The organism is Pseudomonas parasichuanensis (assembly GCF_021601385.1).
GTDB lineage: Bacteria > Pseudomonadota > Gammaproteobacteria > Pseudomonadales > Pseudomonadaceae > Aquipseudomonas > Aquipseudomonas parasichuanensis.
Map to the genome: position 1 here is coordinate 42,352 of NZ_BQHO01000029.1, position 25,279 is coordinate 67,630.

Annotated in this window: 24 protein-coding genes; 15 read left to right on the top strand and 9 right to left on the bottom strand. The window is 66.1% G+C overall.

Annotated features, from left to right (window positions below; translation table 11 throughout):
• The first annotated feature begins 153 nt into the window (after nucleotides 1-153).
• Complete coding sequence (locus L6D77_RS20635; RefSeq protein ID WP_232881673.1) at nucleotides 154-1,164, top strand: AraC family transcriptional regulator; 1,011 nt, start codon at nucleotides 154-156, stop codon at nucleotides 1,162-1,164.
• A gap of 72 nt (nucleotides 1,165-1,236) precedes the next feature.
• On the opposite strand, the gene L6D77_RS20640 is transcribed toward L6D77_RS20635, so the two are convergent.
• A complete protein-coding gene (locus L6D77_RS20640; RefSeq protein WP_232881671.1) occupies nucleotides 1,237-1,674 on the bottom strand; it encodes a carboxymuconolactone decarboxylase family protein in 438 nt (145 codons plus the stop codon).
• 195 nt (nucleotides 1,675-1,869) lie between these two features.
• On the opposite strand from L6D77_RS20640, the gene L6D77_RS20645 reads away from it, so the two are divergent.
• Together L6D77_RS20645 and L6D77_RS20650 are read left to right on the top strand one after the other, a co-directional pair.
• On the top strand, nucleotides 1,870-2,328 hold the full coding sequence (locus L6D77_RS20645; protein WP_232881669.1) for a nucleoside deaminase: 459 nt from the start codon (nucleotides 1,870-1,872) through the stop codon (nucleotides 2,326-2,328).
• Nucleotides 2,325-3,518 (top strand): cyanate transporter, encoded by a 1,194-nt coding sequence (locus tag L6D77_RS20650; protein WP_232881667.1) that lies wholly within the window; start codon nucleotides 2,325-2,327, stop codon nucleotides 3,516-3,518. The genes L6D77_RS20645 and L6D77_RS20650 overlap by 4 nt, the downstream gene beginning before the upstream one ends.
• Here L6D77_RS20650 and pdxR read toward each other — a convergent pair.
• Both pdxR and L6D77_RS20660 read right to left on the bottom strand, forming a co-directional pair.
• Nucleotides 3,511-4,944, bottom strand: a complete 1,434-nt coding sequence (gene pdxR / locus L6D77_RS20655) for a MocR-like pyridoxine biosynthesis transcription factor PdxR (protein ID WP_232881665.1) — start codon at nucleotides 4,942-4,944, stop codon at nucleotides 3,511-3,513. The genes L6D77_RS20650 and pdxR overlap by 8 nt on opposite strands.
• A gap of 94 nt (nucleotides 4,945-5,038) precedes the next feature.
• Nucleotides 5,039-5,377: a hypothetical protein gene (locus L6D77_RS20660; protein ID WP_232881663.1), complete on the bottom strand. Its 339-nt coding sequence runs from the start codon at nucleotides 5,375-5,377 to the stop codon at nucleotides 5,039-5,041.
• A 235-nt stretch (nucleotides 5,378-5,612) separates the two neighbouring features.
• On the opposite strand from L6D77_RS20660, the gene L6D77_RS20665 reads away from it, so the two are divergent.
• Nucleotides 5,613-6,194 carry a flavin reductase family protein gene (locus L6D77_RS20665; RefSeq protein WP_236170118.1) on the top strand — a complete coding sequence of 194 codons (582 nt, stop codon included), beginning with the start codon at nucleotides 5,613-5,615 and terminating at the stop codon, nucleotides 6,192-6,194.
• Nucleotides 6,195-6,204: 10 nt separating this feature from the next.
• Here L6D77_RS20665 and L6D77_RS20670 read toward each other — a convergent pair whose 3' ends face one another.
• Both L6D77_RS20670 and L6D77_RS20675 read right to left on the bottom strand, forming a co-directional pair.
• Nucleotides 6,205-6,933 (bottom strand): DUF899 domain-containing protein, encoded by a 729-nt coding sequence (locus L6D77_RS20670; RefSeq protein ID WP_232881661.1) that lies wholly within the window; start codon nucleotides 6,931-6,933, stop codon nucleotides 6,205-6,207.
• A 464-nt stretch (nucleotides 6,934-7,397) separates the two neighbouring features.
• A complete protein-coding gene (locus L6D77_RS20675) occupies nucleotides 7,398-8,063 on the bottom strand; it encodes an HAD family hydrolase (protein ID WP_232881660.1) in 666 nt (221 codons plus the stop codon).
• 102 nt (nucleotides 8,064-8,165) lie between these two features.
• On the opposite strand from L6D77_RS20675, the gene lexA reads away from it, so the two are divergent.
• The 4 genes from lexA to L6D77_RS20695 are packed head-to-tail and all read left to right on the top strand — an operon-like array spanning nucleotide 8,166 to nucleotide 13,887.
• Nucleotides 8,166-8,774: a transcriptional repressor LexA gene (gene lexA / locus L6D77_RS20680; RefSeq protein WP_232881658.1), complete on the top strand. Its 609-nt coding sequence runs from the start codon at nucleotides 8,166-8,168 to the stop codon at nucleotides 8,772-8,774.
• Nucleotides 8,774-9,385 carry a translesion DNA synthesis-associated protein ImuA gene (gene imuA / locus L6D77_RS20685; RefSeq protein ID WP_232881647.1) on the top strand — a complete coding sequence of 204 codons (612 nt, stop codon included), beginning with the start codon at nucleotides 8,774-8,776 and terminating at the stop codon, nucleotides 9,383-9,385. Before lexA ends, imuA begins: the two co-directional genes overlap by 1 nt.
• Nucleotides 9,386-9,391: 6 nt before the next feature.
• On the top strand, nucleotides 9,392-10,810 hold the full coding sequence (locus tag L6D77_RS20690) for a Y-family DNA polymerase (RefSeq protein WP_232881634.1): 1,419 nt from the start codon (nucleotides 9,392-9,394) through the stop codon (nucleotides 10,808-10,810).
• A complete protein-coding gene (locus L6D77_RS20695; protein WP_232881632.1) occupies nucleotides 10,786-13,887 on the top strand; it encodes an error-prone DNA polymerase in 3,102 nt (1,033 codons plus the stop codon). Before L6D77_RS20690 ends, L6D77_RS20695 begins: the two co-directional genes overlap by 25 nt.
• A gap of 169 nt (nucleotides 13,888-14,056) precedes the next feature.
• Here L6D77_RS20695 and L6D77_RS20700 read toward each other — a convergent pair whose 3' ends face one another.
• Both L6D77_RS20700 and L6D77_RS20705 read right to left on the bottom strand, forming a co-directional pair.
• The gene (locus L6D77_RS20700) at nucleotides 14,057-14,878 is read right to left on the bottom strand and encodes an aldo/keto reductase (protein WP_232881630.1); all 822 of its coding nucleotides are present in this window, start codon (nucleotides 14,876-14,878) and stop codon (nucleotides 14,057-14,059) included.
• On the bottom strand, nucleotides 14,866-15,771 hold the full coding sequence (locus tag L6D77_RS20705; RefSeq protein ID WP_232881628.1) for a LysR family transcriptional regulator: 906 nt from the start codon (nucleotides 15,769-15,771) through the stop codon (nucleotides 14,866-14,868). Before L6D77_RS20705 ends, L6D77_RS20700 begins: the two co-directional genes overlap by 13 nt.
• 120 nt (nucleotides 15,772-15,891) lie before the next feature.
• Between L6D77_RS20705 and L6D77_RS20710 the strand changes: the two genes are divergently transcribed.
• From L6D77_RS20710 to L6D77_RS20730, 5 genes are all read left to right on the top strand, one after another.
• Nucleotides 15,892-16,590, top strand: a complete 699-nt coding sequence (locus tag L6D77_RS20710; RefSeq protein WP_125463892.1) for a CoA transferase subunit A — start codon at nucleotides 15,892-15,894, stop codon at nucleotides 16,588-16,590.
• 35 nt (nucleotides 16,591-16,625) lie between these two features.
• On the top strand, nucleotides 16,626-17,282 hold the full coding sequence (locus L6D77_RS20715; RefSeq protein ID WP_125463893.1) for a CoA transferase subunit B: 657 nt from the start codon (nucleotides 16,626-16,628) through the stop codon (nucleotides 17,280-17,282).
• Nucleotides 17,283-17,426: 144 nt separating this feature from the next.
• A complete protein-coding gene (locus tag L6D77_RS20720) occupies nucleotides 17,427-18,845 on the top strand; it encodes a short-chain fatty acid transporter (protein ID WP_153787973.1) in 1,419 nt (472 codons plus the stop codon).
• 158 nt (nucleotides 18,846-19,003) lie between these two features.
• Nucleotides 19,004-21,226, top strand: a complete 2,223-nt coding sequence (locus L6D77_RS20725; protein ID WP_232881626.1) for a TonB-dependent siderophore receptor — start codon at nucleotides 19,004-19,006, stop codon at nucleotides 21,224-21,226.
• Nucleotides 21,227-21,321: 95 nt separating this feature from the next.
• Nucleotides 21,322-21,960, top strand: a complete 639-nt coding sequence (locus tag L6D77_RS20730) for a hypothetical protein (protein WP_236170119.1) — start codon at nucleotides 21,322-21,324, stop codon at nucleotides 21,958-21,960.
• Nucleotides 21,961-22,032: 72 nt separating this feature from the next.
• On the opposite strand, the gene L6D77_RS20735 is transcribed toward L6D77_RS20730, so the two are convergent.
• A complete protein-coding gene (locus L6D77_RS20735) occupies nucleotides 22,033-22,926 on the bottom strand; it encodes a dihydrodipicolinate synthase family protein (RefSeq protein ID WP_232881622.1) in 894 nt (297 codons plus the stop codon).
• A 33-nt stretch (nucleotides 22,927-22,959) separates the two neighbouring features.
• A complete protein-coding gene (locus tag L6D77_RS20740; protein ID WP_110992594.1) occupies nucleotides 22,960-23,742 on the bottom strand; it encodes an aldolase in 783 nt (260 codons plus the stop codon).
• A 154-nt stretch (nucleotides 23,743-23,896) separates the two neighbouring features.
• Here L6D77_RS20740 and L6D77_RS20745 point away from each other — a divergent pair, with 154 nt between their 5' ends.
• Both L6D77_RS20745 and L6D77_RS20750 read left to right on the top strand, forming a co-directional pair.
• Nucleotides 23,897-24,439, top strand: a complete 543-nt coding sequence (locus L6D77_RS20745; protein WP_232881620.1) for a helix-turn-helix domain-containing protein — start codon at nucleotides 23,897-23,899, stop codon at nucleotides 24,437-24,439.
• A 10-nt stretch (nucleotides 24,440-24,449) separates the two neighbouring features.
• A complete protein-coding gene (locus L6D77_RS20750; RefSeq protein WP_232881618.1) occupies nucleotides 24,450-25,250 on the top strand; it encodes an AraC family transcriptional regulator in 801 nt (266 codons plus the stop codon).
• Nucleotides 25,251-25,279: the final 29 nt, after the last annotated feature.

A 25,279-nucleotide genomic window follows, 5' to 3' on the forward strand; every position in this document is an offset into this window, starting at 1 on the left:
GGGGCGGGGGCCGGCTCTGCGAGAATGGCGCCGCCTTGGGGTATTTACGAAAAGTGAATCGAGTCTAGGCAAAGGTCGGCAGGCGGCCTATGCCGGATCTGTTCAGTCAACCTGGCATTTTTTGCCACTCAGCATAGACAGCGAACATTAGCCATGCGCGATAGCGATACGGTCGCGGTGTACTTTCTCAACGCCATGCTCCACGCCTTGCGAGAGCGCCCGCAGGCGCGTGATGCCCACCTGCGCGCGGTAGGCATCGAACCGGCTTTATTGGCGCAGCCCCAGGCCCGGGTACCGGCCAAGGCCTTCGCCCAGTTGTGGCTGGCGCTGATCGACGAGCTCGACGATGAGTTCTTTCATCTCGACAGCCACGGTATGCCACTGGGCAGCTTCGCCCTGATCTGCCGGGGGTTGATCCAGGAGCCCAACCTGGACAAGGCCTTGCGTCAGTGCCTGGGCAGTTTCGCGCTGTTTTTGCGTGACCTGCGCGGTACTGTCACGGTGCGCGGCGCGCGTGCGGTGATCAGCGTGCAGTCGAGCATCGAGGACCCGCTGACCCGGGTTTATGCCGAGGAAACCTACCTGGTGCTGGTGGTCGGGCTGATGTGCTGGCTGGCCGGGCGACGCATTGCCATCGACCGTACCGAGCTTGCGCTGCCGCGCCCGGCCCAGGAAGACGACGCCTTGCTGTGGGGGCCTGACCTGCGCCTGGGCAGTGGCCGCACCGAGGTGGAGTTCGACAGCGCCTGGCTGCGCTTGCCGGTGATGCAGGATCTGCCGGCCCTGAAGACCTTCCTGCGCAGTGCGCCCCAGGGGCTGGTGATCCGCTTTCGCAATCAGAACGGCCTGGTGGCGGAGGTGTATCGGCACCTGCGTGCCCGCCACTATGGGCAGTGGCCAACGCTCAATGCCATGGCCGAGCGGCAACGGCTCAGTGCCAGCACCTTGCGCCGCCAATTGGAGCGCGAAGGGCGCTCGTACCAGCAGATCAAGGATGAGGTGCGCCGGGCGATGGCCTTCGAACTGCTGCGTGAAGGTTGCCTGAGCATTGCCGAGGTTGCCGAGCAGACCGGCTTTCAGGAGCCCAGCGCGTTTCATCGGGCGTTCAAGAAGTGGACCGGGCAGAGCCCGGGTAGTTATCGGGCCAGGCTCAGGGTGGTCTAGAGCCAACCCTGTCGAACTGTGACATTTATGTGCTCATGGGGCCGCTGCGCGGCCCCAATTTGCGCCCAAGCCTTAGGCCGGCACCATCGCAAAGCCCACGCCAAAGCGGTTCCAGGCATTGATGGTGGCGATGGCCAGGGTCAGGTTCGCCACTTCCTTGGGCTCGAAGTGTTCCTGCAGTGCCAGGTATTCATCCTGCGGCGCACCATGCTCGGGCAGGCGGGTCAGGCTCTCGACCCAGGCCAGGGCAGCCCGCTCGCGGGGGGTGAAGTAGCGGGTTTCGCGCCACACGCTCAAGGTCTGCAGGCGGGCCTCGGTTTCGCCGGCCTTGCGTGCATCGTTGGCGTGCAGGTTGACGCAGTAGGCGCAGCCGTTGATCTGCGAGGCGCGCAGGCGGATCAGTTCGAGCAGCGAATGCTCCAGCCCCGATTGGATCAGGGCCTGCTCGAGGCCGACCATGGCCTTGTAGGCTTCCGGGGCGGCTTTGGCCCATTCGATACGGTCGTGCATGGTGGATCTCCAGAGAGGTGATAAGGCGTGGTGCCACCTTAACGCCACCCGCCAGCGCGCCGAATAGCCAATCCCACGCTTTGCCAGGAGGCCAATCCGGCATTCGCCTGGCCACTGAGGTGCATCCAATCTCTTCATTTCTACCGCTGTGGCCAAGCCGGGATAATGGCCGGGTCAATCCCGGAGTACCGATTCATGTCCGCAGAACACTTCATGCGCGAGGCCCTCGACCTGGCCCGCGCCAATATCCAGGCCGGTGGCCGCCCGTTCGGTGCCGTGCTGGTGTACCAGGGCCAGGTGATCGCCCGCGCCGTCAACGAGATCCACAGCACCCAGGACCCGACCAGCCACGCCGAGATGCAGGCTATCCGCCAGGCGGCCCAGGTGCTGGGCCGGGCACGCCTGGACGGGGCCGAGATCTACGCCAGCGGCCACCCGTGCCCGATGTGCCTGGCGGCCATGCACCTGTGCGGGATCGAACGCGCCTGGTTCGCCTATGGCAACGACGAGGGCGAGCCCTATGGCCTGTCCACCGCCGCGGTGTATGCGCAGATGGCCCGCCCGCCGCAGCAGCAAAGCTTGCCGCTGCGGCCGCTGAAGCCCGCTGGCGAAGCGGGCCTTTATGCCCAGTGGCAGCAGGCCAGCCAGGCATGAGGAACGCACTGAACCTGTTGCTGGTGGTGTTGCTGGCGCTGAACCTGCGGCCGATCCTCACCAGCATCGGCCCACTGCTCGAGCCCATGCGCCAGACCACCGGCCTGGGCTACCAGCAGGCGGCATTGCTGACGGCATTGCCGGTGCTGTGCATGGGCCTGGTGCCGCTGCTGCAACCCTGGCTGCGGCGCTGGCTGAGCGAGCATGGCGGCATGCTCGCCGGGTTGTCGGCGATTGCCCTGGCCTGCCTGTGGCGCCTGCAACTGGGCAGCGCCTGGGCACTGATCGCCAGTGCGGTGGTCGCCGGGCTGGGGGTGGCGCTGGTGCAGGGCATGATGCCGGGGCTGGTCAATCGCTGGTTCCCAACGCGGTTGGCGGCGACTATGGGCTTGTATTCGGCAGCCCTGATGACTGGAGGTGGCTTGGCGGCGGTGCTGGGCCCCTCGATCACCGCGCACTTTGGCCATTGGCAAGTTGGGCTGGGCGTCTGGGCCTTGCCCGCGCTGCTGGCGGTGGTCGCCTGGATTGCCCTGCGGCCACGCCATGCCACCCCAACGCTGGCAGGCGCGGGTGGAGGGCACTGGTTTGGCAATCGCCGCGCGTGGCTGCTGGCGCTGTACTTTGGCCTGATCAACGGCGGCTACACCAGCATGGTGGCCTGGCTGCCGGCCTATCACCTGGAGCATGGCGGCACGGCCCAGGGCGGCGGTGAACTGGTGGGGTTGATGACCCTCTTCCAGGTAACGGGTGCACTTGGCTTGCCGCTGTTGCTGCGCCGCCTGGCGGATCGTCGGCCTGGCTTGTGGTTGGCGCTGCTGATCCAGCTGGGTGGCTTCCTCGGCTTGCTGCTGGCACCGGCCAGCGCCATGGGCCTGTGGGTGGCGATGATCGGCCTGGGCCTGGGCGCCTGCTTCAGCCTCAGCCTGACGCTGACCCTCGAACACCTGCGCACGCCGGCCGCAGCCGGCAGCCTGGCGGCCTTCGTCCAGGGGGTGGGCTTCATCGTCACTGGCATCGTGCCGTACATCACCGGCTGGCTGCGCGATGTCAGCGGCGACTTCCAGGCGTCCTGGACCCTGCTGACCTGCACCGTGCTGGCCATGCTGCTGGTCACCGCGCGCTTCGCCCCGGATGGCTATGCCCGGGCCATCGCCCGGCCAGGGCAGACGGGCGCTGCAGCGCTCAACTGAGGCGCTGCAGGGTATCGCGGACCCGGTCCAGCGCCGGGTCGATATCCAGCAGTTCGATGGCGCCGAAGCCCAGCAGCAACCCCGGGCGCACCGGGGCCTCGCTGAAAAACGGCGCCAACGAATAGAGCCCCACCTCGACCTTGCGCGCCAGGTTGATCAGCAGCTCCACATCGACCCCCGGCTTGGCCAAGGCGCTCAGGTGGAAGCCGGCACTGGCCGGCACGGCCTCGAACCAGGGCGCCAGGTCGCCGTCAAGGCGCGCCAGGATCCGCTCGCGGCGGGCGCTGTACACCTCGTGGCAGCGGCGGATGTGCTTGCTCAGGTGACCTTCGCCGATGAAGCGCGCCAAGGCCCATTGCTGCAGGCTCGGGCTGTGCCAGTCGGTCAGGTGCTTGGCCACGCAGGCGGCCTGCAGCACCGCCGGCGGCAGCACCGCATAGCCCAGGCGCAATTCGGGCAGCAAGGTCTTGGAGAAGGTGCCGACATAGGCCACCAGCCCATGGCGGTCCAGGCGCTGCAAGGCTTCGGCGGCCGGCCCCTGGTAGCGGAACTCGCAGTCGTAGTCGTCCTCGATGATCAAGGCACCCAGCGCGGCGGCCCGGGCCAGCAACGCCTGGCGCCGCTGTGCGCCCATGGGCATGCCCAGCGGGAACTGGTGCGAGGGGGTGACGTAGATCAGCCGGGTACCGGCTTCGATCTGCTCCACGCACAGCCCCTCATCGTCCACCGGCACCGACTGCACCTGTGCGCCGAGGGCCAGGAACAGTTGCCGGGCCGGTGGATAGCCGGGATCCTCCATGGCCACCTTGCAGCCCGGCTCGACCAGCACCCGGGCGATCAGGTCCAGGGCCTGCTGGGCACCATTGCACACCAGCACATCGGCGGCGCTGCAGTGCACGCCCCGGGCGAACGCGATGTGGTGGGCGATGGCTTCACGCAGCTCGGGCAGGCCCTGGGGCGAGAACTGCCGCTCGGTGTGCCGTTGGCTCCGTCGCAGGGCGTATTGCAGGCAACTGCGCCACTGGTCGTAGGGGAACTGCGCCTTGCTTGAAGCACCACCGATGAAGTCATAGCGCGAGGGGGCATCCAGCGCGCGGCGCCCCAGCACCGTGGCGCGCAATCGCCAGCGCTCCAGGGCGTCGGCAGCGGCTAGTGGGATCGCTTCGGCGGCGTTGGCCTGCACGGGCTGGCGAGGGGTGATGAAGGTGCCGCGGCCGACCACGCCGCTGAGCAGGTTGTCGTAGGTCAGGCGTGAGTAGGCTTCGGCCACGGTCTTGCGTGAAACGCCCAGTTGCTCGGCCAGCAGGCGGGTTGGCGGCAGTTGGGTGCCGGCGGCCAGGTGGCCGCTGTCGATGCCGGCGCGCAGCTGCTGGTAGAGCTGGTCGGCGAGGCCTTTGCGGCCTTCGAGGCGGATGTGCAGTTCCATCGGGGGGCTGTGTCCGAAGCGCAGGGGTGTCAAAGCTTCGGGGTTCGCGCGGCAAGCTGCAAGAGGGCCGAACAGGCGGCCCTTGTGCAAAGGGTCAAAGGCGGGCGGTACTGATGGTGATGTAGCCCTTTTCCGGCAGGGCGATGCGGATCACCGTTTCATCCTCGGGCGCCTTGCGTTTCTGCCGGATGCTGATGCCATCGATGGCCGCAGCCTGCATGTGCGCCGCAATGGCGCGCCCTTGTTCGTCGAAGAACGCTTCGCTGGCCAGCAGCTCGACGCGCTCGATCAGTTGGCGGGTGTGTTCGTCGGTGGCGCAGAAAAAACGCACGCCGGACAGGTGCGGGTTGTCATCGGGGTTGCTGACCTCATGGGCCAGCAGCTGGCGCAGGGTGTGTTGCAGGGCTTCGGTATCGCGGGCTTGGCTGGGCATGGTAGGGCCTCGTCGGGTGGGCTGGCCGCGCAGGGCGGGCATGACGACATCCAGGTCCGATCATGTTTTTGCAGGCGTAAGACGGAAAGCAGGCTGCTTCCGACTCAATTGTAGGAACAGTCCCAAATTATGCGAGTGACCCGAGCCCTGCCTTGATCCCGATCATCGCTGTCGCCGGTATGCCCGCTGCGGCACAATGGCCGACCTGCCCCCCTGCGTAGCACCGAGGTTTGCCATGCACAGCCACTTCCAGCCCGTCGACCTGACCAAGGCCTATCGCCTGCTCAACCACGGCCCCACCGTGCTGGTTTCAGCCAGCCATGCCGGGGTCGACAACGTCATGGCCGCTGCCTGGGCCTGCGCCCTGGACTTCGACCCGCCCAAGGTGACCGTGGTCCTCGACAAGAGCGCCCGTGCCCGCCAGTTGGTGGAGGGCAGTGGCTGGTTCGTGCTGCAGGTGCCCAACGCTGCCCAGGCACGCCTCACCCACCAGGTGGGTAACCAGAGCCTGTTCGACCAGCCCGACAAGCTGGCGCGTATCGGTGTCGAGCTGGCCCGCGTCGCGGGGTTCGAGGCGCCGCTGGTCAACGGTTGCTCGGCCTGGCTGATGTGCCGGGTGATCGACGAGCCGCACAACCAGCAAACCTATGACCTGTTCATTGGCGAAGTGGTCGCGGCCTGGGCCGATGACCGGGTGTTCCGCGACGGGCATTGGGCCTACGAGCATGCCGACCCCGACTGGCGCAGCCTGCATTACGTGGCGGGCGGGCACTTCTACGCCATCGGCGAGCCGCTGGTGATCGACCAGGGCGAATGAAGCGAGCCCGTCATTCCTCGCAGCAGTGCGGCTTGCCAGGGGCGCCTTCATAGCGGTCGTGGTGGCGCACCCAGTCCATCGTCCCGCCTTCGTTGCGCCCCAGCGGGGCCAGGTCGAGGAAGTTGTAGGTATTGACCAGAATGTCCAGCCCGCGGGCGTAGGTGGAGTAGGAGTGATAGACGCTACCGTCACTGTCGCGAATGAACGCGCTCAAGCCCGGAAGCTCCGCCTCGCTGCCTGTGTAAGGTTCGTAGTTGTACTCGGCGCTGCCATCGGTGGCCACGCTCACGCCGAAGTCCTGGTTGAAGCGGCTGCCGTGGGAGGAGTACCAGGGGAAGCGCCAGCCCATGCGTTGGCGGAACGCCTGGAATTCGCCATAGGGGGCCCGTGATACCGCCACCAGCGACACGTCGTGGTGGGCCAGGTGCAGGTTGGCGCCGTCGAAATGGTCGGCGAGGAACGAGCAGCCCGGGCAGCCTTCGTTCCAGCCTTCGGCGAACATGAAGTGGTAGACCAGCAGCTGGCTGCGCCCGGCGAACAGGTCGGCCAGGGCGAGCTCACCGTCGGGGCCGTGGAAACGGTAGTTTTCCTCGACCCGAACCCAGGGCAGGGCACGGCGGGCCGCGGCGAGTTCATCGCGCTGGTGGGTGAGGGCTTTTTCATGCAGCCACAGCTGCCGGCGGGCGGCGAGCCATTGGCTGCGGGTGACCACCGGGTGATTGTTGACGGGCGTGTTCATGGGGTGCGCTCCGCGCAGGGGGATTCATTGAGTGGTCGAATGGGGAGGGCGATGAATCGACAGGGTCGTGGCGGGGCGCGACGAGTGGTGGGGGTAGTTGTTCATGGCTTGAGAAAGTGTGTGGGCTGGCAGGTGCCTGACAGGACATCTTCAGCGCTCTTCAGCTCGAGGGCCGTCCGCGCGGCGCATCGCTGGCAAGCCAGCTCCACATCTGTTTCGGGCCAATTATGCCCGTGAAGGTACCGCTGCACGCCTTGGTGCATGTCTCAAGTCGGGCGAAGCGCCAGTGGTGCCCACCTCAATACCGCGTCGTACCAACAAGGCGGACAGTGATGACCTTGCAGGAGTGATTGGCCCGAAACAGATGTGGGAGCTGGCTTGCCAGCGATGCGCCGCGCGGGCGGCGCTCGATCTCATAGGCGCTGCAAATCCCCCGGCATGCACCTGCCAGCCCATATGCAATCTCAATCCTCTAACTGCATCCGCTCAATCAATGCCCACAACCGTGGATCATTGAAATCCTCGATCACCAGCTGTGCCCCAGCCTCATGCAGGCGCTCGGCTGTCTGCGTGGTAGCCAAGCCCACCGTAAGCATGCCGGCATCGCTGGCCGCCTTCACCCCCGGCAACGAATCCTCAAAGGCCAGCGCGTGCCCAGCTTCAGCCTGCAAGCGCTCTAACCCGGTGAGGTAGGGCAGCGGGTCCGGCTTGGGCCGGGCCAGCTCATCGGCCACCAGCACATGCTCGAAACGCCCACTCAGCCCCATGGCCGCGAGCATGTGCTCGGCGTTCAGGCGTGGGGCATTGGTCACCACGCACACGCCCACCTCGTGCTGCTGCGCATGATCGAGCAGCCGCAGCAGGCCGGGCAGGGGTTCCAGGCTCGGCGACAGTTCGCGGAACAGCGCCTCCTTGCGCTCGGCCAGGGCCTGGCGCTGGGCGGCGTCAGCCTGGGGGAACAGGTCGGCGAACAGCAAACCGTTGGAGCGGCCGCTCACCTGCAGGTCGAACTGCTCCTGGGTCAGATCGCGGCCATCGTAGTCGTGCAGGAGTTGGCGGAAGGCCTGCAGGTGCAGGGTGTCGGTATCGGTGAGTGTCCCATCGAGGTCGAACAGCAAGGCGGTGAGCATCGGGCATCCTGGCGTTGAAGAATCAATTCAGCAGCATCATAGCCAAAGCCGACGACCAAGGGGGCTGTTCAGTGCTCCACAAAAAGAGTACAAGTGTGCTCCATGGACAATCTGACCCCCAAACGCCGCGCCATTCTCGATTTCATTCGTGAGCGCATCATCGAACATGGCCAGCCGCCCTCGCTGGCCGATATCGCCGTACGCTTCGGTTTTGCCTCGCGCAGCGTGGCGCGCAAGCACATCACGGCCCTGTGTCAGGGCGGCTTCATTGACGTCACGCCCAACCAGGCGCGCGGTATCCGCCTGGCCGAACCGCTGCGCCGGCCGGAGATTCTCGAGCTGCCGGTGCTCGGCCAGGTCGCCGCTGGCGCGCCTATAGGCCCCGACCTCGACATTCACGAGCAATTGCTGCTCGACCCCAGCCTGTTCCGCCGTACCCCCGACTACCTGCTCAAGGTGCGTGGCGACTCGATGGTCGACGACGGCATCTTCGACGGCGACCTGGTCGGCATCCGCCAGCAGGGCGAGGCGCGCGACGGCCAGATCGTGGTCGCCCGGCTTGACGGCGAAGTCACCATCAAGCGCCTGCAGCACACCCGCGACGGCTACCGCCTGTTGCCACGCAACCCGAACTACCAACCCATCGACGTCGGCCCCGAGCACGAATTCTTCATCGAAGGCGTGTTCTGCGGCTTGCTGAGGCGTGACTGATGGGCGCGGTGGTCGACCTCGACCGGCTGCTCGACCAGCGCCAGGTGTGGCGCGGGCGGCAGGCTCAGGCCCGGCCGCTTGGCTTGCAGCCCAGCGGGCATGCCGCGCTCGATGCCCGGTTACCAGAGGGCGGCTGGCCCGCCGCGGCCTTGAGCGAGTTGCTGCTGGCCAGCCCAGGCGTGGGTGAACTGCAGTTGCTCTGGCCGACGCTGGCACGGTTGACCGCAGCCGGTGAGCGTGTCGTGCTGGTGGCTCCGCCCTTCATTCCCTATGCCCCGGCCTGGCAGGCCGCGGGTGTCGACTTGCGTTGGTTGGTGCAGGTCGACAGCGCGCACAACGATGCCCTGTGGGCCGCTGAGCAATGCCTGCGCTCGGGTAGCTGCGCGGCGGTGCTGTGCTGGCCGGCGCGCGCCGATGACAAGGCCTTGCGTCGGCTGCAGGTGGCTGCAGAAACCGGCAACGCGTTGGCGTTCGCTTGCCGTGAGCAGCAGGCCGCACTCAACCCGTCACCTGCCGCACTGCGGATCGCCATCGACACCCGTCCGGCCCAGTGGCGGGTGCTCAAGTGCCGGGGTGGCCTGCCCCCCGCCAACCCTATCGCCCGGGGTTGAAGCACCATGCTCTGGGCCTGCATCCTGTTCCCGCAGCTGGCGCTGGACAGCGTCCTGCGCCAGCGGGGCGACCCTGACACTCCTCTGGTGCTGCTGGGAGGGCCAGGCCAGCGCCGCGTGCTGCAGGCGGTCAGCCCGGCCGCCGCCAGGCTGGGGTTGCGCGCCGGGCAGGCGCTGACCGCTGCCCGCGCCCTGGCCGATGGTTTCACCTGCGTTGAAGTCGAGCCCGCGCGCATCGACCAATTGCAGCAGCTGCTGGCCGCCTGGGCCTACCGTTTCAGTGCTCAGGTCAGCCTGCACTACCCACGCGCGCTGTTGCTGGAGGTGGGTTCGAGCCTGCAGCTTTTCGGGCCCTGGCCCCTGTTCGAGGCGCGCCTGCGTGAAGAGCTCGCTGGGCTGGGCCTGCGCCAGCGCATCGTGCTGGCCAGCAACCCGGTGGCGGCGAGGATGCTCGCCAATGCTCACGATGGGCTGGCCGTGACCAGTCCCGACGAGACCCGTGCGGCCTTGCTCGATCTAGCCATCGAACGGGCAGGCTTGCCCGCCGATGCCAGCGAAGCTTTTGCACGCATGGGCCTGCGCCGGTTGGGCCAGGTCGTGGCGCTGCCCCGTGACGCCCTGGCCCGACGCTTCAGCAGTCAGGTGCAATTGCACCTGGACCAACTGCTTGGCCAGCGCTCGCTGGGGCTGGCGTTTTACCAACCGCCCGAGCGCTTCGAAGCGCGGCTGGAGCTGAACTTCGATGTCGAGTCGCACCAGGCCCTGCTGTTTCCCTTGCGCCGGCTGCTCAACGACCTGGCGGCGTTCCTCGCCGGGCGGGATTGCGGCGTGCAGCGCTTCGAGCTGTACCTGGAGCACGCCGAGGGCCCGGATACCGTGCTCAAGGTCGGCCTGCTGGCTGCCGAGCGTGATGCCGCACTGCTCTTTGAGCTGGCGCGCGGTCGTCTGGAACCCGTGCGCATTCCGGCGCCGGTCCGCAACCTGCGCCTGGTGGCCGCCGATCTGCCGCCTTTTGTGCCCCAGCACCAGGCGTTGTTCGACCCACGAGCCCAGCAGACGCAACCCTGGGAGCAACTGCGCGAGCGCCTGCGCGCACGGCTGGGCGACGAGGCCGTCAAGGGCCTGCGCGCCGAAGCCGATCACCGCCCTGAATGTGCCTGGCAAGGCGCGGAGCAGGGCGCCCAAGGCCAGTTGGTCATGGCGCCAGGCAGCCGCCCCGGCTGGTTGCTGCCCGAACCCCTACCGCTGCCCGAGGTTGGCGTGCAGCTGCTGGGGCACGCCGAGCGCATCGAGTCCGGTTGGTGGGACGGCGGTGATGTGCGGCGCGATTACTACCGTATCGAAACCCGCGATGGCCTGCGCGGCTGGGCCTTCCGTGACCTCGCGGCCCCTGGGCCGCTGTGGTTGCAAGGCTGGTTCGCGTGAACGGCCAGGGTTACGCAGAGCTGCATTGCCTGTCGAATTTCAGCTTCCAGCGCGGTGCCTCCAGTGCCGATGAACTGTTTCGCCGTGCCCGTGAACAGGGCTACCAGGCCTTGGCGATCACTGACGAATGCACCCTGGCGGGCATCGTCCGGGCCTGGCAGGCCGCCCGTGAGCATGGCCTCAAGTTGATCCTCGGCAGCGAGGTGCGGGTGGAGCAGGGGCCGAAGCTGGTGCTGTTGGTGCAGGATCTGGTTGGTTACCAAAGCCTATGTGCACTGATCACGCAGGCACGGCGCCGAGCACCAAAGGGCAGCTACCGGCTGCTGGCGGAAGACCTTGCCGCCCATCATCAAGGTTTGCTGGCGTTGTGGGTGCCTGAAGCCGATGCGCCTGCCAGTGTCGGGCAGCAACTGCTGGCACTGTTCGGTGAGCGCCTGTGGCTGGCCGTGCATCTGCATCGGGGCGCCGACGATGACGCGCGCCTGGCACACCTGTACGCCTTGAGTGCACAACTGGCCGTGCCGCTGGTGGCCTGTGGCGATGTACACATGCACGTGCGTGGGCGCCGTGCGCTGCAGGACTGCATCACCGCGATCCGCGCCCACTGCCCGGTGGCCGAGGCGGGGCGCTTGCTGTTCGCCAATGGCGAGCGGCATCTGCGCCCGCTCGACCAATTGCACGAACTCTATCCCCCGCAAATGCTGGCCGAAACCCTGGCCATCGCCCAGCGCTGCAGCTTCGATCTGTCGGCGTTGAAATACCAGTACCCGCGCGAGCTGGTCCCAGAGGCACACACGCCCGCCAGCTGGTTGCGCCAACTGTGCGAGCAGGGCCTGCCCAGGCGCTGGCCCGAGGGTGCGACTGCCAAGGTGCGCGACTTGTTGGACAAGGAACTCGCACTGATCGAGGCGCTCGGTTATGACAGCTACTTCCTCACCGTGCACGACATCGTCGCCTTCGCCCGCAGCCAGCACATCCTCTGCCAGGGCCGCGGCTCGGCGGCCAACTCGGTGGTCTGCTACGTGCTGGGCATCACCGAACTCGACCCCACGGTGCACCGCCTGCTGTTCGAGCGCTTTCTGTCACGCGAACGCAACGAGCCGCCGGACATCGACGTGGACTTCGAGCACGACCGCCGTGAAGAAGTGATCCAGTACGTGTTCCGCCGCTATGGCCGGCAGCGTGCCGCGCTCACCGCTGTGGTCAGCAGCTACCACGCCGCCGGCGCGGTGCGCGATGTGGCCCGGGCGCTGGGGCTTCCGGCCGACCAGGTGGATGCCCTGGCCAAGTGTTGCGGGCGCTGGAGCGACCGCATCCCCGATGCCGAACGCCTGGCCGAGGCCGGCTTCGATGCGCAAAGCCCCTCGCTGCGGCGCATTCTGGTGCTGGCCAGCGAGCTGATCGGCTTCCCCCGGCACCTGTCGCAGCACCCGGGTGGTTTCGTCATTTCCCAGCAGCCCCTGCACGAACTGGTGCCGGTGGAAAACGCGGCGATGCAAGACCGCACGGTGATCCAGTGGGACAAGGACGACCTGGACATGGTCGGCCTGCTGAAGGTCGATGTGCTGGCGCTGGGCATGCTCAGCGCGCTGCGCCGCTGCTTCGACCTGATTGCCCTGCACCGTGGGCGTGAGCTGACCCTGGCCAGTATCCCCGGCGAAGACCCGGCCACCTACGCCATGATCAGCCGTGCCGATACCATGGGCGTGTTCCAGATCGAGTCGCGGGCGCAGATGGCCATGCTGCCCAGGCTCAAACCCACTACCTTCTACGACCTGGTGATCGAAGTGGCGATCGTGCGCCCGGGGCCGATTCAGGGCGACATGGTCCACCCCTACCTGCGCCGCCGGCTGGGCGAGGAGCCGGTCAGCTACCCTTCGGAGCAGCTGCGCGAAGTGTTCGAGCGCACCCTGGGCGTACCGCTGTTCCAGGAACAGGTGATGGAGTTGGCCATGGTCGCCGCCGACTACAGCCCCGGTGAGGCTGACCAGCTGCGCCGCAGCATGGCGGCCTGGAAGCGCCATGGCGGGCTTGAACCGCACCGGGTCAGGCTGATCGAGGGCATGCTGCGCAATGGCTACGAACTGTCGTTCGCCGAGCGTATCTTCGAGCAGATCAAGGGCTTCGGCAGCTATGGCTTCCCCGAGTCCCACGCCGCCAGTTTCGCCTTGTTGTGCTATGCCAGCAGCTGGCTCAAATGCCACGAACCGGCGATTTTCACCTGTGCCTTGATCAACAGCTGGCCCATGGGTTTCTACAGCCCCGACCAGCTGTTGCAGGAAGCGCGTCGGCAGGGCATCGAGGTACGTCCGGTGGATGTCGAGCACAGCCAATGGGACTGCACCCTGGAGCCGCTGGGCGAGGGCGCATTGGCCATCCGCCTGGGGTTGCGGCAGATCCGCGGCTTTGCCGAAGGCGATGCCCGGCGCCTGGAGCAGGCGCGGGCACAGCGGCCCTGGCGCGATGTCGAGGACCTGTGCCTGCGCGCCGGGCTCGACAGCCGCGCCTGTGCCCGGTTGGCCGATGCCGGTGCGTTGCGGGCGTTGGCCCGCGACCGGCACCAGGCGCGCTGGCAGGTGGCGGCGGTGCAGGCGCAACTGCCTCTGTTCGCCCAGGTCGAGGACGCCCCGGAAGCGGCAGTTGATTTGCCGGTACCCAGCGTGGCCGAGGACCTGGTGGCCGACTACGACACCCTCGGCACCACGCTCGGCCCGCATCCGCTGGCCTTGCTGCGCCCGCGCCTGCGCGCCTTGGGCTGTCGCAGTTCAGCGCAACTGGCCGAAGTCGAGCATGGCGACAGCATTGCCGTGGCCGGCATCGTGGTCGGCCGCCAGCGCCCGCAAACCGCCAGCGGCGTGACCTTCGTCACCCTTGAGGACGAGCACGGCATGGTCAATGTGGTGGTCTGGCGGGCGTTGGCCGAACGGCAGCGGCGGGCGCTGGTGGGGGCGCGGTTGCTCAAGGTGAGCGGGCGGCTGGAGCGGGAGAAGGGCGTGCGTCATCTGATTGCGCGGCGGTTGGAGGATATCAGCCCGTTGCTGCAGGGGCTGGATGTGCGTAGCCGGGATTTTCATTAGCGGATCACCGCAAATCCCTGTAGGAGCGGCCTTGCCGGGGCGCCGGACCGGCCGGAAAGGGCCGCAAAGCGGCCCCAGCCATCGTGTATACGTTGAAGATCGCCGGGGCCGCTGCGCAGCCCTTTCGCGGCACAAGGCCGCTCCTACAACAACGCACAATGTCTTGGGTTCACACCATCGCCAACCGCTGCTTGCGGGTCGGTGGCGCAAACGCCTGGTCAATCGCCTGCAAGTCCGCGTCAGTCAGTAGCAGGTCACCCGCCGCCGCATTCAGGCGCACATGGGCCGGGCTCACCGCCTTGGGAATCGCAATCACCCCTTCGCCACGCGTGACCCATGCCAGGCTCACTTGGGCCGGCGTCGCATCATGACGCTCGGCAATCTCGGCCAGCACCGGATGACGCAGCAGTCTTCCCGCCTGGGCCAGCGGGCAGTAAGCCATGGTCGGCAGCTGCTGCTGGCGGCTCCAGGGCAACAGGTCGAACTCGATCCCACGCTCGGCCGGGTTGTACAGCACCTGGTTGGTGGCGCAGGCCGGATTGTCCAGTTCCTGCAGGTCATCCAGGTCGAAGTTGGACACGCCCCAGCGGCGGATCTTGCCCTGCTCGATCAAGCGCTCGAAGGCCTCGACGGTCTCTTCCAGCGGATACTGCCCACGCCAGTGCAGCAGGTACAGGTCGATGCATTCGGTACCCAGGCGCTTGAGGCTGCGTTCGCACGCCGCCGGCACGCCGCGTTGGCTGGCGTTGTGCGGGTAGACCTTGCTGACCAGGAACACCTGGTCGCGACGCCCGGCGATGGCCTCGCCGACCACCTGCTCGGCACCGCCCTCGGCGTACATTTCGGCGGTATCGATCAGGCTCAGGCCCAGGTCGATGCCTTGCTGCAGGGCCGCCACTTCGGCCGCCTTGCTCCCTGGGTTTTCGCCCATGTACCAGGTGCCCTGGCCAATGGTCGGCACGCGGGTTCCCGCCAGATTCACGTAGCGCATGTCACCTCCTGTGGGTGGGTATGGGTCAACAGCACGTCGAGCAGCGCTTCGGCGGCCCGCGACAGTTTGTGGTCGGCCAGGGCGATCACGCCGATGCGCCGCTCCACGGTGGGCTCGACCAGTGGCACACAGCGCGCACCGAGCTCCTGCATCTGGCCGATGCACAGGGCCGGCACGGCGCTCACGCCCAGGCCGCTGGCGACCATGCGGCCGATGGTCGACAGTTGGTGGCTCTCGAACGCCACCGCCAGCTTGCCGTGCCCGGCCGCCAGGTGCTGTTCGAGCAGCAGGCGCACCGCCGACGGGCGTTGCAGGGCGATGAAGTCTTCGGCCAGCAACTCGCGCCAACTCACCTGGGGCTGGCGGGCGAGGGGCGAGTCGGCGGGCACCACGGCGACGAAACGGTCCATGTACAGCGGGTGGAAGCGCAGCGCCTCGCTGCTGTCGGGCTCGAAGCCGATGCCCAGCTCGACCCGGCGGTGGCGCACCAGCTCCAGCACCTGTTCGTTGATCACGTCGTGCACGGTGACGTTCACTTTCGGGTAGCGCTGGCGAAACACTTTCAATGACTGCGGCAGCAAGTTGCCGGCAAAGGAGGGCATGGCCGCCACCGACACCCTGCCCAGTTGCAGGGTGAAGCGCTGGCGCAGCATCTCTTCGGTGTCGTCCCAGTCGGCCAGCAGGCGCCGGGCCAGGGGCAGCAGCACCTCGCCCTCGGGGGTGAGGCTGACGCTGCGGGTGGTACGGGTGAGCAGGGCACCGCCGAGGTTGTCCTCCAGCGCCTTGATGGTCAGGCTCAGGGCCGGTTGCGACACATGCAGGTGCTCGCCGGCCTGGGCGAAGCTCTGGTACTTGGCCACGGTGATGAAGGCGCGCAGTTGCTTGACGTTCATGGCTGGCTTGCCCTTTGTTTTGCAAAAGTTATCAATCGATGACGAAAACAAAATTAACAAATCAGTCGACTACAGTGAAGATGACCGCACGGTTCCAACAACTACAAAAGGCGACTGAGCATGGCCGGACTGGACAAGCGTGTAGCAACCTACGAAGAGGCCCTGGCAGGCCTGACCGACAACATGACGGTACTGGCCGGCGGCTTCGGCCTGTGCGGCATCCCGGAAAACCTGATTGCCCAGATCAAGCGCCTGGGCGTCAAGGGCCTGACCGTGGTCTCGAACAACTGCGGCGTCGATGGCTTCGGCCTGGGCGTGCTGCTGGAAGACCGGCAGATCCGCAAGATGATCGCCTCCTACGTGGGCGAGAACGCCGAATTCGAACGCCAGCTGCTCAGCGGCGAACTGGAAGTGGAACTTACCCCGCAAGGCACCCTGGCCGAGAAGATGCGCGCCGGCGGCGCCGGCATCCCAGCCTTCTATACCGCCACCGGCTACGGCACCCCGGTCGCCGACGGCAAGGAAGTGCGCGAATTCAAAGGCCGCAAGTACATCCTCGAAGAGTCGATCACCGGCGACTTCGCCATCGTCAAGGGCTGGAAAGCCGACCACTACGGCAACGTGGTGTACCGCAACACCGCGCAGAACTTCAACCCGCTGGCCGCCACCGCCGGCAAGATCACCGTGGTCGAGGTCGAAGAGATCGTCGAGCCCGGCGTGCTGCTGCCCAGCGAGATCCACACCCCGGGCATCTACGTCGACCGGGTCATCGTCGGCACCTTCGAGAAGCGCATCGAAAAGCGCACCGTCAAGGCCTGAGCGCCATCCTCAAGAACAACAAAGAGATCCTGACCATGGCATTGACCCGCGAACAAATGGCCCAACGCGTCGCCCGTGAACTCAAGGACGGCTACTACGTCAACCTCGGTATCGGCATCCCCACCCTGGTGGCCAACTACGTGCCCGCCGACATGGACGTGATGCTGCAGTCGGAAAACGGCCTGCTGGGCATGGGTGAATTCCCCACCGAAGCCACCATCGACGCCGACATGATCAACGCCGGCAAGCAGACCGTCACCGCCCGCCGCGGCGCGTCGATCTTCGATTCGGCGCAATCCTTCGCCATGATCCGTGGCGGCCACGTCGACCTCACCGTGCTCGGCGCCTTCGAAGTGGACGTCGAGGGCAACATTGCCTCGTGGATGATCCCCGGCAAGCTGGTCAAGGGCATGGGCGGCGCCATGGACCTGGTCGCCGGTGCCGACAACATCATCGTCACCATGACCCACGCCTCCAAGGATGGCGAGTCCAAGCTGCTGCCCAAGTGCAGCCTGCCGCTGACCGGTGCCGGTTGCATCCGCAAGGTGCTGACCGACCTGGCTTACCTGGAAATCGAAAACGGTGCCTTCATCCTGCGCGAGACTGCGCCAGGGGTGAGCGTCGAAGAGATCATCGAGAAGACCGCCGGCAAGCTGATCGTGCCGGACGATGTGAAGGAAATGACCTTCTAAAACGCACTACCGACCCTGTGGGAGCGGGCTTGCCCGCGAATGCGATGGTGAATTCACCGCCGCCTTCGCGGGCAAGCCCGCTCCCACAGGGTTTTTGTGTTGCTTCAGTGTTGAACCTAAAAAAACAAATAAAAGGAAACCCCCGTGGCCGCTGATATCCAAGACAGCCGCTCCGCCCGCTTTGCCCTGCGCTGCTCCAACTGGGCCGAACGCTGGTTCCCCGACTCCTGGGTGTTCGCCGCCCTGGCCGTGATGCTGGTGTGCCTGGGCGCCCTGGTGATGGGTGCCAAGCCCACCGACACCGCCAAGGCCTTCGGCGATGGCTTCTGGAGCCTGATCCCGTTCACCATGCAGATGGCCTTCGTGGTCATCGGCGGCTATGTGGTCGCCAGCTCGCCACCCGCAGCGCGGCTGATCGACCGCCTGGCGCGCATCCCGAAAAACGGCCGTTCGGCCGTGTGCTGGGTAGCGCTGATCTCGATGCTCGCTTCGTTGCTCAACTGGGGCCTGTCGCTGGTGTTCGGCGGCCTGCTGGTGCGCGCCCTGGCCCGTCGCACCGATTTGAAGATGGACTATCGCGCCGCCGGTGCCGCTGCCTACCTGGGCCTCGGCGCGGTATGGGCACTGGGCCTGTCGTCGTCGGCGGCGCAGTTGCAGGCCAACCCGGCCAGCCTGCCGCCGTCGATCCTGTCCATCACCGGGGTGATCCCGTTCACCGAAACCATCTTCCTCTGGCAGTCCGGGGTCATGCTGGCAGCGCTGGTCATCGTTTCGCTGGTGATCGCCTACGCCACCGCGCCGGGGCCGAACAGCGCCCGCAGTGCGCAAGACTGCGGCGTCGACCCCAGCTTCAGCGCGCCGCCCGCGCCGCAGCGCACGCGCCCGGGCGAGTGGCTGGAATACAGCCCGATCCTGATCCTGCTGCTGGTGGCCCTTGCCGGCGGCTGGCTGTACCAGGAGTTCGCCACCAAGCCTGCGATCACTGCGATCTCCGGGCTGAACACCTACAACCTGTTGTTCATCATGCTCGGTGCCTTGCTGCACTGGCGCCCGCGCAGCTTCCTCGATGCCGTGGCCCGCGCGGTGCCGACCACCACCGGGGTGCTGATCCAGTTCCCGCTGTATGGTTCGATCGCCGCGATCCTCACCCAGGTCAAGGGTGTCGACGGTGCGACCCTGGCGCACCACATCTCGGTGTTCTTCACCCAGATTGCCACCCATGACACCTACGCGCTGTTGATGGGGGTGTACTCGGCGGTGCTGGGCTTCTTCATCCCGTCCGGTGGCGGCAAGTGGATCATCGAAGCCCCCTACGTGATGCTGGTGGCCAACGACCTGCAGTACCACCTGGGCTGGGCGGTGCAGATCTACAACGCCGCCGAAGCGCTGCCGAACCTGATCAACCCGTTCTACATGCTGCCGCTGCTGGGCGTGCTGGGCCTGAAGGCGCGCGACCTGATCGGCTTCTCGTTCGTACAGCTGCTGGTGCATGTGCCGCTGGTGCTGGTGCTGCTGTGGGCGCTGGGTACCACCTTGCAGTACGTGCCGCCCGTGATGCCGTAAGGCGCGTTGAGTGACAGGGAAGGGCGGTCGGATACCGCCCTTTTTTTCGTTTCGATGACATTTCGATAATGATTCGCATACGTGAATCGTTTTCATATGAATGCCGCCTGGTCGGCAGCCAAGGACTTTCATCGAAACGAACAAGGAGACAGGCAGCGATGTTCGCGCCCATCAGCCGTTCCATGGCCCTTACCCTGGGCCTGTGTGCCACTGCCGTCAGCCCGCTTGCGCTGGCTGAAGAGACCGAACCGCGGTCCGACGACAACGTGCTGGAACTCGGCACCACCGAGATCCTCGCCCAGGGCCTGGGCAGCACCACCGAGCACAGCGGCTCCTACACCACCGGCAGCATGAGCGCGGCGACGCGCCTGAACCTGTCGATCAAGGACACCCCGCAGTCGGTGTCGGTGCTGACCCGTCAGCAGCTCGACGACTTCCAGCTCGACACGCTCTCCGAGGCCATGGCCCATGTCACCGGCGTGACCGTGCAGCGCAACGACTCCGAGCGGCCGGCCTATTATTCGCGGGGCTATTCGATCAACAACTTCCAGATCGACGGGATGCTCAATACCTTCTCGGGCCTCAAGTCCGATTCGGACACCATCATCTACGACCGCATCGAGGTAGTGCGCGGCGCCACCGGCCTGACCACCGGGGCGGGCGACCCGTCCGGGACCATCGCCATGGTGCGCAAGCGCCCGACCTCGACGCTTGCGATCAGCACCGGAGCCAGTGCCGGCAGCTACGACAACTACCACGGTTACCTCGATGTCGGCGGCCCGCTGGGCATGGAAGGGCGCCTGCGCGGGCGCACGGTGCTGGCCTACCGTGACAGCCAGTCGTTCATGGACAAGTACGCCAGCCAGCGGGAGGTGGCCTACGGCATTCTCGAGGCTGACCTGACGGACAGCACCGTGCTGGCGGTGGGCTACGACTACCAGAACAAGCACGTGCAAGGGGCCTCCTGGGGCACCGTGCCGTACTGGAATGCCACGGGCGGCAAGGCCGACCTGCCGCGTTCGACCAACCTGGCCGCGCCCTGGTCGTCCTGGCCGCTGAAAGACCAGACCGTGTTCGCCACCCTCGACCAACGCCTGGCCAACGACTGGCTGCTCAAGCTGGCCTATACCCATCGCGAGTCCGACAGCGATGGCAAGGTGTACTACGGCGGCAACGGTTTTCCCGCCGCCGACCGCAGCGGCATGAATGCCTGGTATTCGCACTTCAGCGGCGAAGAGCAGATGGACGCCATCGACTTCAACCTCGCCGGCCCCTACCAGCTGTTCGGGCGCAGCCACGATTTCATGGTCGGTTATGGTGAGTCCGAGCGGCGCAACACGTCGCCCTACTTCATCCGCGGGCCACTGCCCAAGGATTACCAGAAGATCCCGGACTGGAAGTACATGAGCAGCGTCGCCAAGTTCCAGGACATCAATACCGGGCTTGATGAGTCGCGTGACTCCACCAAACAGAAGGCCGGCTACATCGCTACCCGGCTCAACCCCACCGACCGCCTGCACTTCGTGCTTGGCAGCCGCTATGGCAGTTGGCAGACCGAGAGCCGTGAGTGGGTGTACGACGCGGCGCTCAACGGCACCGAGCTGCCCTCCAGCAAACAGACCCAGAACGACCAGTGGACGCCTTATGCCGGGGTGCTTTACGACCTCACCGAGCAGTACACCGTGTATGCCAGCTACACCGACATCTTCAACCCGCAGTCGGTGCGTGACAAAAACCGCCAGTACCTCGAACCCATCGTCGGCAAGGTCTACGAAGTGGGCCTCAAGGGCAGCCTGATGGACGACCGACTCAACCTCAGCAGCGCGGTGTACCGCAGCAAGCAGGACAACGTTGCCGAGCAGGACGATTCGGTCCCGCCCAACGGCAACGAAGTGTTCTACAAGTCCGGCGGCAAGGGCAACGTGGTCGAAGGCTTCGAGGCCGAGATTGCCGGCGAGGTGCGCCCTGACTGGCAAATGAGCCTGGGCTACAGCTATACCCATGCGGCCAATGCCGACAAGCAGCGCAAGAGCCCTGAGCAACCGCTGAACCTGGTGCGCTTCTCGAGCACCTACAAGCTGACACCCGCGTTGACTGTGGGGGGCACCCTGGACTGGCAGAGCGACACCCACAAGCAGGCCAACCGGCCAGTGGGACGCGCAGCGGACGGTTCGATCGTCACGGTGCGCGACGAGATCAGCCAGAAGGCGTTCTCGGTGGTGGGCTTGATGGCGCGTTACCAGTTCGATGAGCACCTGTCGGCCTCGGTGAACGTCAAGAACCTGTTCGACGAGCATTACTACAACAACCTGGGCTTCTACAACGGCGTGTACCACGGCGAGCCGCGGACCATGATGGTCAGCCTGGACTGGAAGCTGTAACGGCCAAGGGGAAGACGTTGCGTGATGGGACGACATTGCCTGATGCGCAATGTCGTTCTACTGTCACGTCGTCCCCATGTCTTCCAGGAGTCGCGATGAACAAGGTTTCGCTGAGTCTGGGTGTCACGCTCATCGGCATTTTGACAGGGTGCTCCGGTATTCCATCGCAGCCTTATGTTGAGCCGCCAGCTTCGGCACCTAGCGCACGGATGCGGGTGATCAGCAACTCGACGGTGTTCGGTGACAGTGTGTTCGGGCGCTGTGCGCCGAATCTGCGGCACCAGATGGTCCAGGCCGGGTATTTCTCGGCAGGGCATGCTTTGCAGGACTACCCGCAGTTCCCTTCCGTACCGGCGAAGCTAGGTATGCCGCCACGCCTGTCGCCGCCATTGCTCAGCCTGACGCCCACCGTGCGCAATGCCCAAGGCCGGGTAGAGGAGGTGGTCGCCGAGTACCGGGTGCCGACCTCGGCGCCGTTCCAGCTCGCGACCCCGGGGGCCGGTGCCGGCACGTCGCTGGGCAGGGGAACCTACTGTGCTGAAGAGGCCAGGGTCTACACACTGGAGGCGGGGCGCGACTACGAGGTGACCATTGGCATGGGCGCCGTCGGCCAGGGCGCCAATGCCCGCCTGGCTTGCCGCTTCGATGTGCGCGAGCTGACCGCGATTGGACAGGGCGAAATGATGCCGGTACCGCTGACGGGCAGTGCTCCGCCGAGAAAGCTGTGCGACTGAAACCTGCGCCGAGGTGACACTCGCAGGAGCGGGGCACGCTTCACCGCCAGGGTGAAGCGCCCCCGGCCGCCGTTACTTCAGCTGTCGCAGCTCATCCAGCAACCCTTGCAGTTTCGCCCGGTTCGGCTCATCCAGGCCAAACACCGGCCGCCGGGGCTCGCCCACTGGCAGCCCGGTCATGCCCAGCCCGGCCTTGATGGTCGCCGGCAAGCCACCTTTGAGGATGAAGTCCAGCAACGGCAGCTGGCGGTAGAACAGCGCCCGCGCCTGGGTGAGGTCGCCCGCCAGCACGGCCTGGTAGAGCCGTTGGTTCAGTTCGGGGATCAGGTTGGCCGCCGCCGTGCACCAACCTTTGGCCCCGGCAACGAAGGCTTCCAGCGCCAGCGGGTTGCAGCCATTGTAGAACGGCACCTGGCCCTCGCCGAGCAGCTGCAGCTTGTGCATGCGCTGAATGTCGCCGGTGCTCTCCTTGACCATGGTGACGTTGTCCACCTCGCGCACGATGCGCAGGATCAGCTCCACCGGCATGTCGGTGCCGCTGGTGGCGGGGTTGTTGTAGAGCATGATCGGGATATCGATGGCCGCGCCGATGGCGCGGTAGTGCTGGAGGATCTCGGCTTCGCTGAGCTTCCAGTAGGCTGCCGGCAGCACCATCACCGCATCGGCGCCGTGTTGCTGGGCGAAGCGCGCACGGCGCACGGCGCCGGCGGTGGTCAGGTCGGAGACGCTGACGATGCTCGGCACGCGCTTGCCGATGCGCTCCAGGCTGTACTGGGCGACCTGTTGCCATTCGCTGTCGCTCAGGTACGCGCCTTCGCCGGTGCTGCCCAGCGGGGCAATGACTTGCACGTCACCGTCGATCAGACGGTCGATGGACTGGCCCAGGGCGGGCAGGTCGAGCTGCTCGCCGTCGTGGCTGAAGGGGGTGATGGTGTAGCCGATGATGCCGTGGAATTGAGTGGTCATGCTAAAGGGCTCCGCAAGCAAGGCAGTGTAGGGTCAGGCGAGGCAATCGGCGTGCTGGCGCAGGGCCTGCCGGGCGTAGTAGTTGAATGCGGCGCCGTGGCGCTTGGGCCGGTCGATCCAGTCGTGGGCATCGCGGCCAAGCTCGGGGGCGATCGGTTTGATGGTGCCGGCGGCCATGGCCAGCAGCTGCAGGCGTGCGGCGCGTTCGATCAGCTGGGCGTAGACGCAGGCCTGCTCGATGCTGGCCCCGGTGGACAGCTGGCCGTGGTGCGAGAGCAGGATGGCGCGCTTGTCGCCCAAGGCGGCGCTGATGATTTCACCTTCTTCGTTGCCCACCGGCACACCGGGCCAGGCTTCGAGGAACGCGCAGTCTTCGTACAACGGGCACAGGTCCATGTGCGACACCACCAGCGGCACTTCGAGCATCGACAGCGCGGCCACATGGGTGGGGTGGGTGTGGATGATGCAGTTCACGTCCGGACGGGCGCGGTACACCCAGCTGTGGAAGCGGTTGGCCGGGTTGGGCATGCCTTGGCCTTCCAGCACTTCCAGGTCTTCGTTGACCAGCAGCAGGTTGCTGGCGGTGATTTCGTCGAAGCCCAGGCCCAGCTGCTGGGTGTAGAAGGTGCCGGGTTGCGGGCCACGGGCGCTGATCTGCCCGGCCAGGCCCGAGTCGTGGCCATTGTCGAACAGAATTCGGCAGGTCAGGGCCAGCTTTTCGCGCACAGTCCACGTATTATCCGCGAGCGAGCCTTGCATCTGCGTCAGTGCCTTTTGCACCAGTTGGTCTTTGCTGTGTGTCAGGGTGTTGGCCATGGGGAGTGATCCTCTGTGGCGTGATGGTGGATGTCTCGGCTGGCCCGCCCCCTTGCTTTCGACGGTGGAGGGGCGGTCCATCAGATGACACAAATAATCCTATATGACACAAAGTGTCATTAGCAAGTGCGTTTGTCCGGGAAAACCGCTTCACATGTCTATCCGACTGAAACTGCTGCGCAAGAAACTGGGGATCACCCTTGAGGTGCTGGCTGAAAAATCCGGCATGACCAAGAGCTACCTATCGAAGGTCGAGCGTGGCCTGAATACGCCGTCGATCGCCGCCGCGCTGAAACTGGCGCGGGCGCTGAACGTCAATGTCGAGGAGCTGTTCGACGGCGAACAGGAAGGCCAGGCGCGCTATAGCCTGGTACGGCGCGGCGAGCGTCAGGCGCTGGTCGGCAATGGCCAAGGGCCGGGTTACGCGGTGCTCACCTCCCAGGTTGGCCAGCGCAGCCTGTTGCCGTTCTTGATCCAGCCCCCCACCGAGTTCACTGATCCGACCTTCAAGGAGCACGAGGGCGAGGAGTTCCTGTTCGTCCACGAGGGCCAGGTGGAGGTGGACTTCATGAGCGAGCGGGTGCTGCTGGAGGCGGGTGATGCCCTGCATTTCAATGCCCAGACGCCGCACCGCCTGCGCTCGGTAGGCGAATGCCAGGCCCAGTTGCTGGTGGTGGTGCAGGGCGGCGAGGGGTGAGGGCAGGGCGATGATCGAGGCCTCGCGGTTCTGGCGTGACCCTGCCTTGCCGTTTGTCGAGGCCCGGCGCGTGGGGGATGGGCGCCAGGTGTGCTATGCGGCGCATTCCCATGAGAGTTTTTCGATCGGCTTGATCACGGGTGGGCGCAGCAGCTACCTCACGGGGGACGCCAGGCACGAGGTTGGTGCTGGCAGTACCGTGCTGATGAACCCTGGGGTGGTGCATACCTGCAATCCGATCCAGGGGGAACCCTGGTCGTACCTGATGCTGTTTGTCGACTTGCCGTGGCTGCAGGACCACGGCTTTGCCCTGCCGGAAGCGACACTCAGCACCTCGCTGACGTTGTACGGTCGGTTGCTTGAGCTGTTTGCGGGCCTGTTCGACGACCAACCGGCCTCTCACAAGGAGGCGCTACTGGTTGCATTTTTTGAAGCGCTGCCTGGCTATTTCGATCAGCGACCAGGCCAGCGCAGGGTGGAGCACCCGCGGCTTGAAATGGCTGCCGCGTTCATCCGCGCCCATCGTCTGGATCCGCTGACCATAGAAGACATCTGCAGTGCGGTGGGGCTTTCCCGTGCCTACCTGATCCGCGCGTTCGGCAAGCGTTTCGGGCTGACACCCCACGGCTATCTGCTCGACCAGCGGGTGCAGCATGCCCGCGCCCAGCTGCGCCTGGGCCGGCCGATCGCCGAGGTGGCGCTGGAGGCGGGTTTTGCCGACCAGGCGCATCTGCAACGGGCGTTCAAGCGGCACCTGGCGGCGACGCCGGGGCATTATCGGGATTCGGCAGGACAATCTCGCCCCCTGTAGGGGCGCCCCGGCAAGGCCGCTCCTACAAA

Excerpts from the sequence above, each read along its gene's own strand:
- L6D77_RS20635 (WP_232881673.1), top strand. The coding sequence starts at position 154 with ATGCGCGATAGCGATACGGTCGCGGTGTACTTTCTCAACGCCATGCTC.
- L6D77_RS20640 (WP_232881671.1), bottom strand. The coding sequence starts at position 1,674 with ATGCACGACCGTATCGAATGGGCCAAAGCCGCCCCGGAAGCCTACAAG.
- L6D77_RS20645 (WP_232881669.1), top strand. The coding sequence starts at position 1,870 with ATGTCCGCAGAACACTTCATGCGCGAGGCCCTCGACCTGGCCCGCGCC.
- L6D77_RS20650 (WP_232881667.1), top strand. The coding sequence starts at position 2,325 with ATGAGGAACGCACTGAACCTGTTGCTGGTGGTGTTGCTGGCGCTGAAC.
- pdxR (WP_232881665.1), bottom strand. The coding sequence starts at position 4,944 with ATGGAACTGCACATCCGCCTCGAAGGCCGCAAAGGCCTCGCCGACCAG.
- L6D77_RS20660 (WP_232881663.1), bottom strand. The coding sequence starts at position 5,377 with ATGCCCAGCCAAGCCCGCGATACCGAAGCCCTGCAACACACCCTGCGC.
- L6D77_RS20665 (WP_236170118.1), top strand. The coding sequence starts at position 5,613 with ATGCACAGCCACTTCCAGCCCGTCGACCTGACCAAGGCCTATCGCCTG.
- L6D77_RS20670 (WP_232881661.1), bottom strand. The coding sequence starts at position 6,933 with ATGAACACGCCCGTCAACAATCACCCGGTGGTCACCCGCAGCCAATGG.
- L6D77_RS20675 (WP_232881660.1), bottom strand. The coding sequence starts at position 8,063 with ATGCTCACCGCCTTGCTGTTCGACCTCGATGGGACACTCACCGATACC.
- lexA (WP_232881658.1), top strand. The coding sequence starts at position 8,166 with ATGGACAATCTGACCCCCAAACGCCGCGCCATTCTCGATTTCATTCGT.
- imuA (WP_232881647.1), top strand. The coding sequence starts at position 8,774 with ATGGGCGCGGTGGTCGACCTCGACCGGCTGCTCGACCAGCGCCAGGTG.
- L6D77_RS20690 (WP_232881634.1), top strand. The coding sequence starts at position 9,392 with ATGCTCTGGGCCTGCATCCTGTTCCCGCAGCTGGCGCTGGACAGCGTC.
- L6D77_RS20700 (WP_232881630.1), bottom strand. The coding sequence starts at position 14,878 with ATGCGCTACGTGAATCTGGCGGGAACCCGCGTGCCGACCATTGGCCAG.
- L6D77_RS20705 (WP_232881628.1), bottom strand. The coding sequence starts at position 15,771 with ATGAACGTCAAGCAACTGCGCGCCTTCATCACCGTGGCCAAGTACCAG.
- L6D77_RS20710 (WP_125463892.1), top strand. The coding sequence starts at position 15,892 with ATGGCCGGACTGGACAAGCGTGTAGCAACCTACGAAGAGGCCCTGGCA.
- L6D77_RS20715 (WP_125463893.1), top strand. The coding sequence starts at position 16,626 with ATGGCATTGACCCGCGAACAAATGGCCCAACGCGTCGCCCGTGAACTC.
- L6D77_RS20725 (WP_232881626.1), top strand. The coding sequence starts at position 19,004 with ATGTTCGCGCCCATCAGCCGTTCCATGGCCCTTACCCTGGGCCTGTGT.
- L6D77_RS20730 (WP_236170119.1), top strand. The coding sequence starts at position 21,322 with ATGAACAAGGTTTCGCTGAGTCTGGGTGTCACGCTCATCGGCATTTTG.
- L6D77_RS20735 (WP_232881622.1), bottom strand. The coding sequence starts at position 22,926 with ATGACCACTCAATTCCACGGCATCATCGGCTACACCATCACCCCCTTC.
- L6D77_RS20740 (WP_110992594.1), bottom strand. The coding sequence starts at position 23,742 with ATGGCCAACACCCTGACACACAGCAAAGACCAACTGGTGCAAAAGGCA.
- L6D77_RS20745 (WP_232881620.1), top strand. The coding sequence starts at position 23,897 with ATGTCTATCCGACTGAAACTGCTGCGCAAGAAACTGGGGATCACCCTT.
- L6D77_RS20750 (WP_232881618.1), top strand. The coding sequence starts at position 24,450 with ATGATCGAGGCCTCGCGGTTCTGGCGTGACCCTGCCTTGCCGTTTGTC.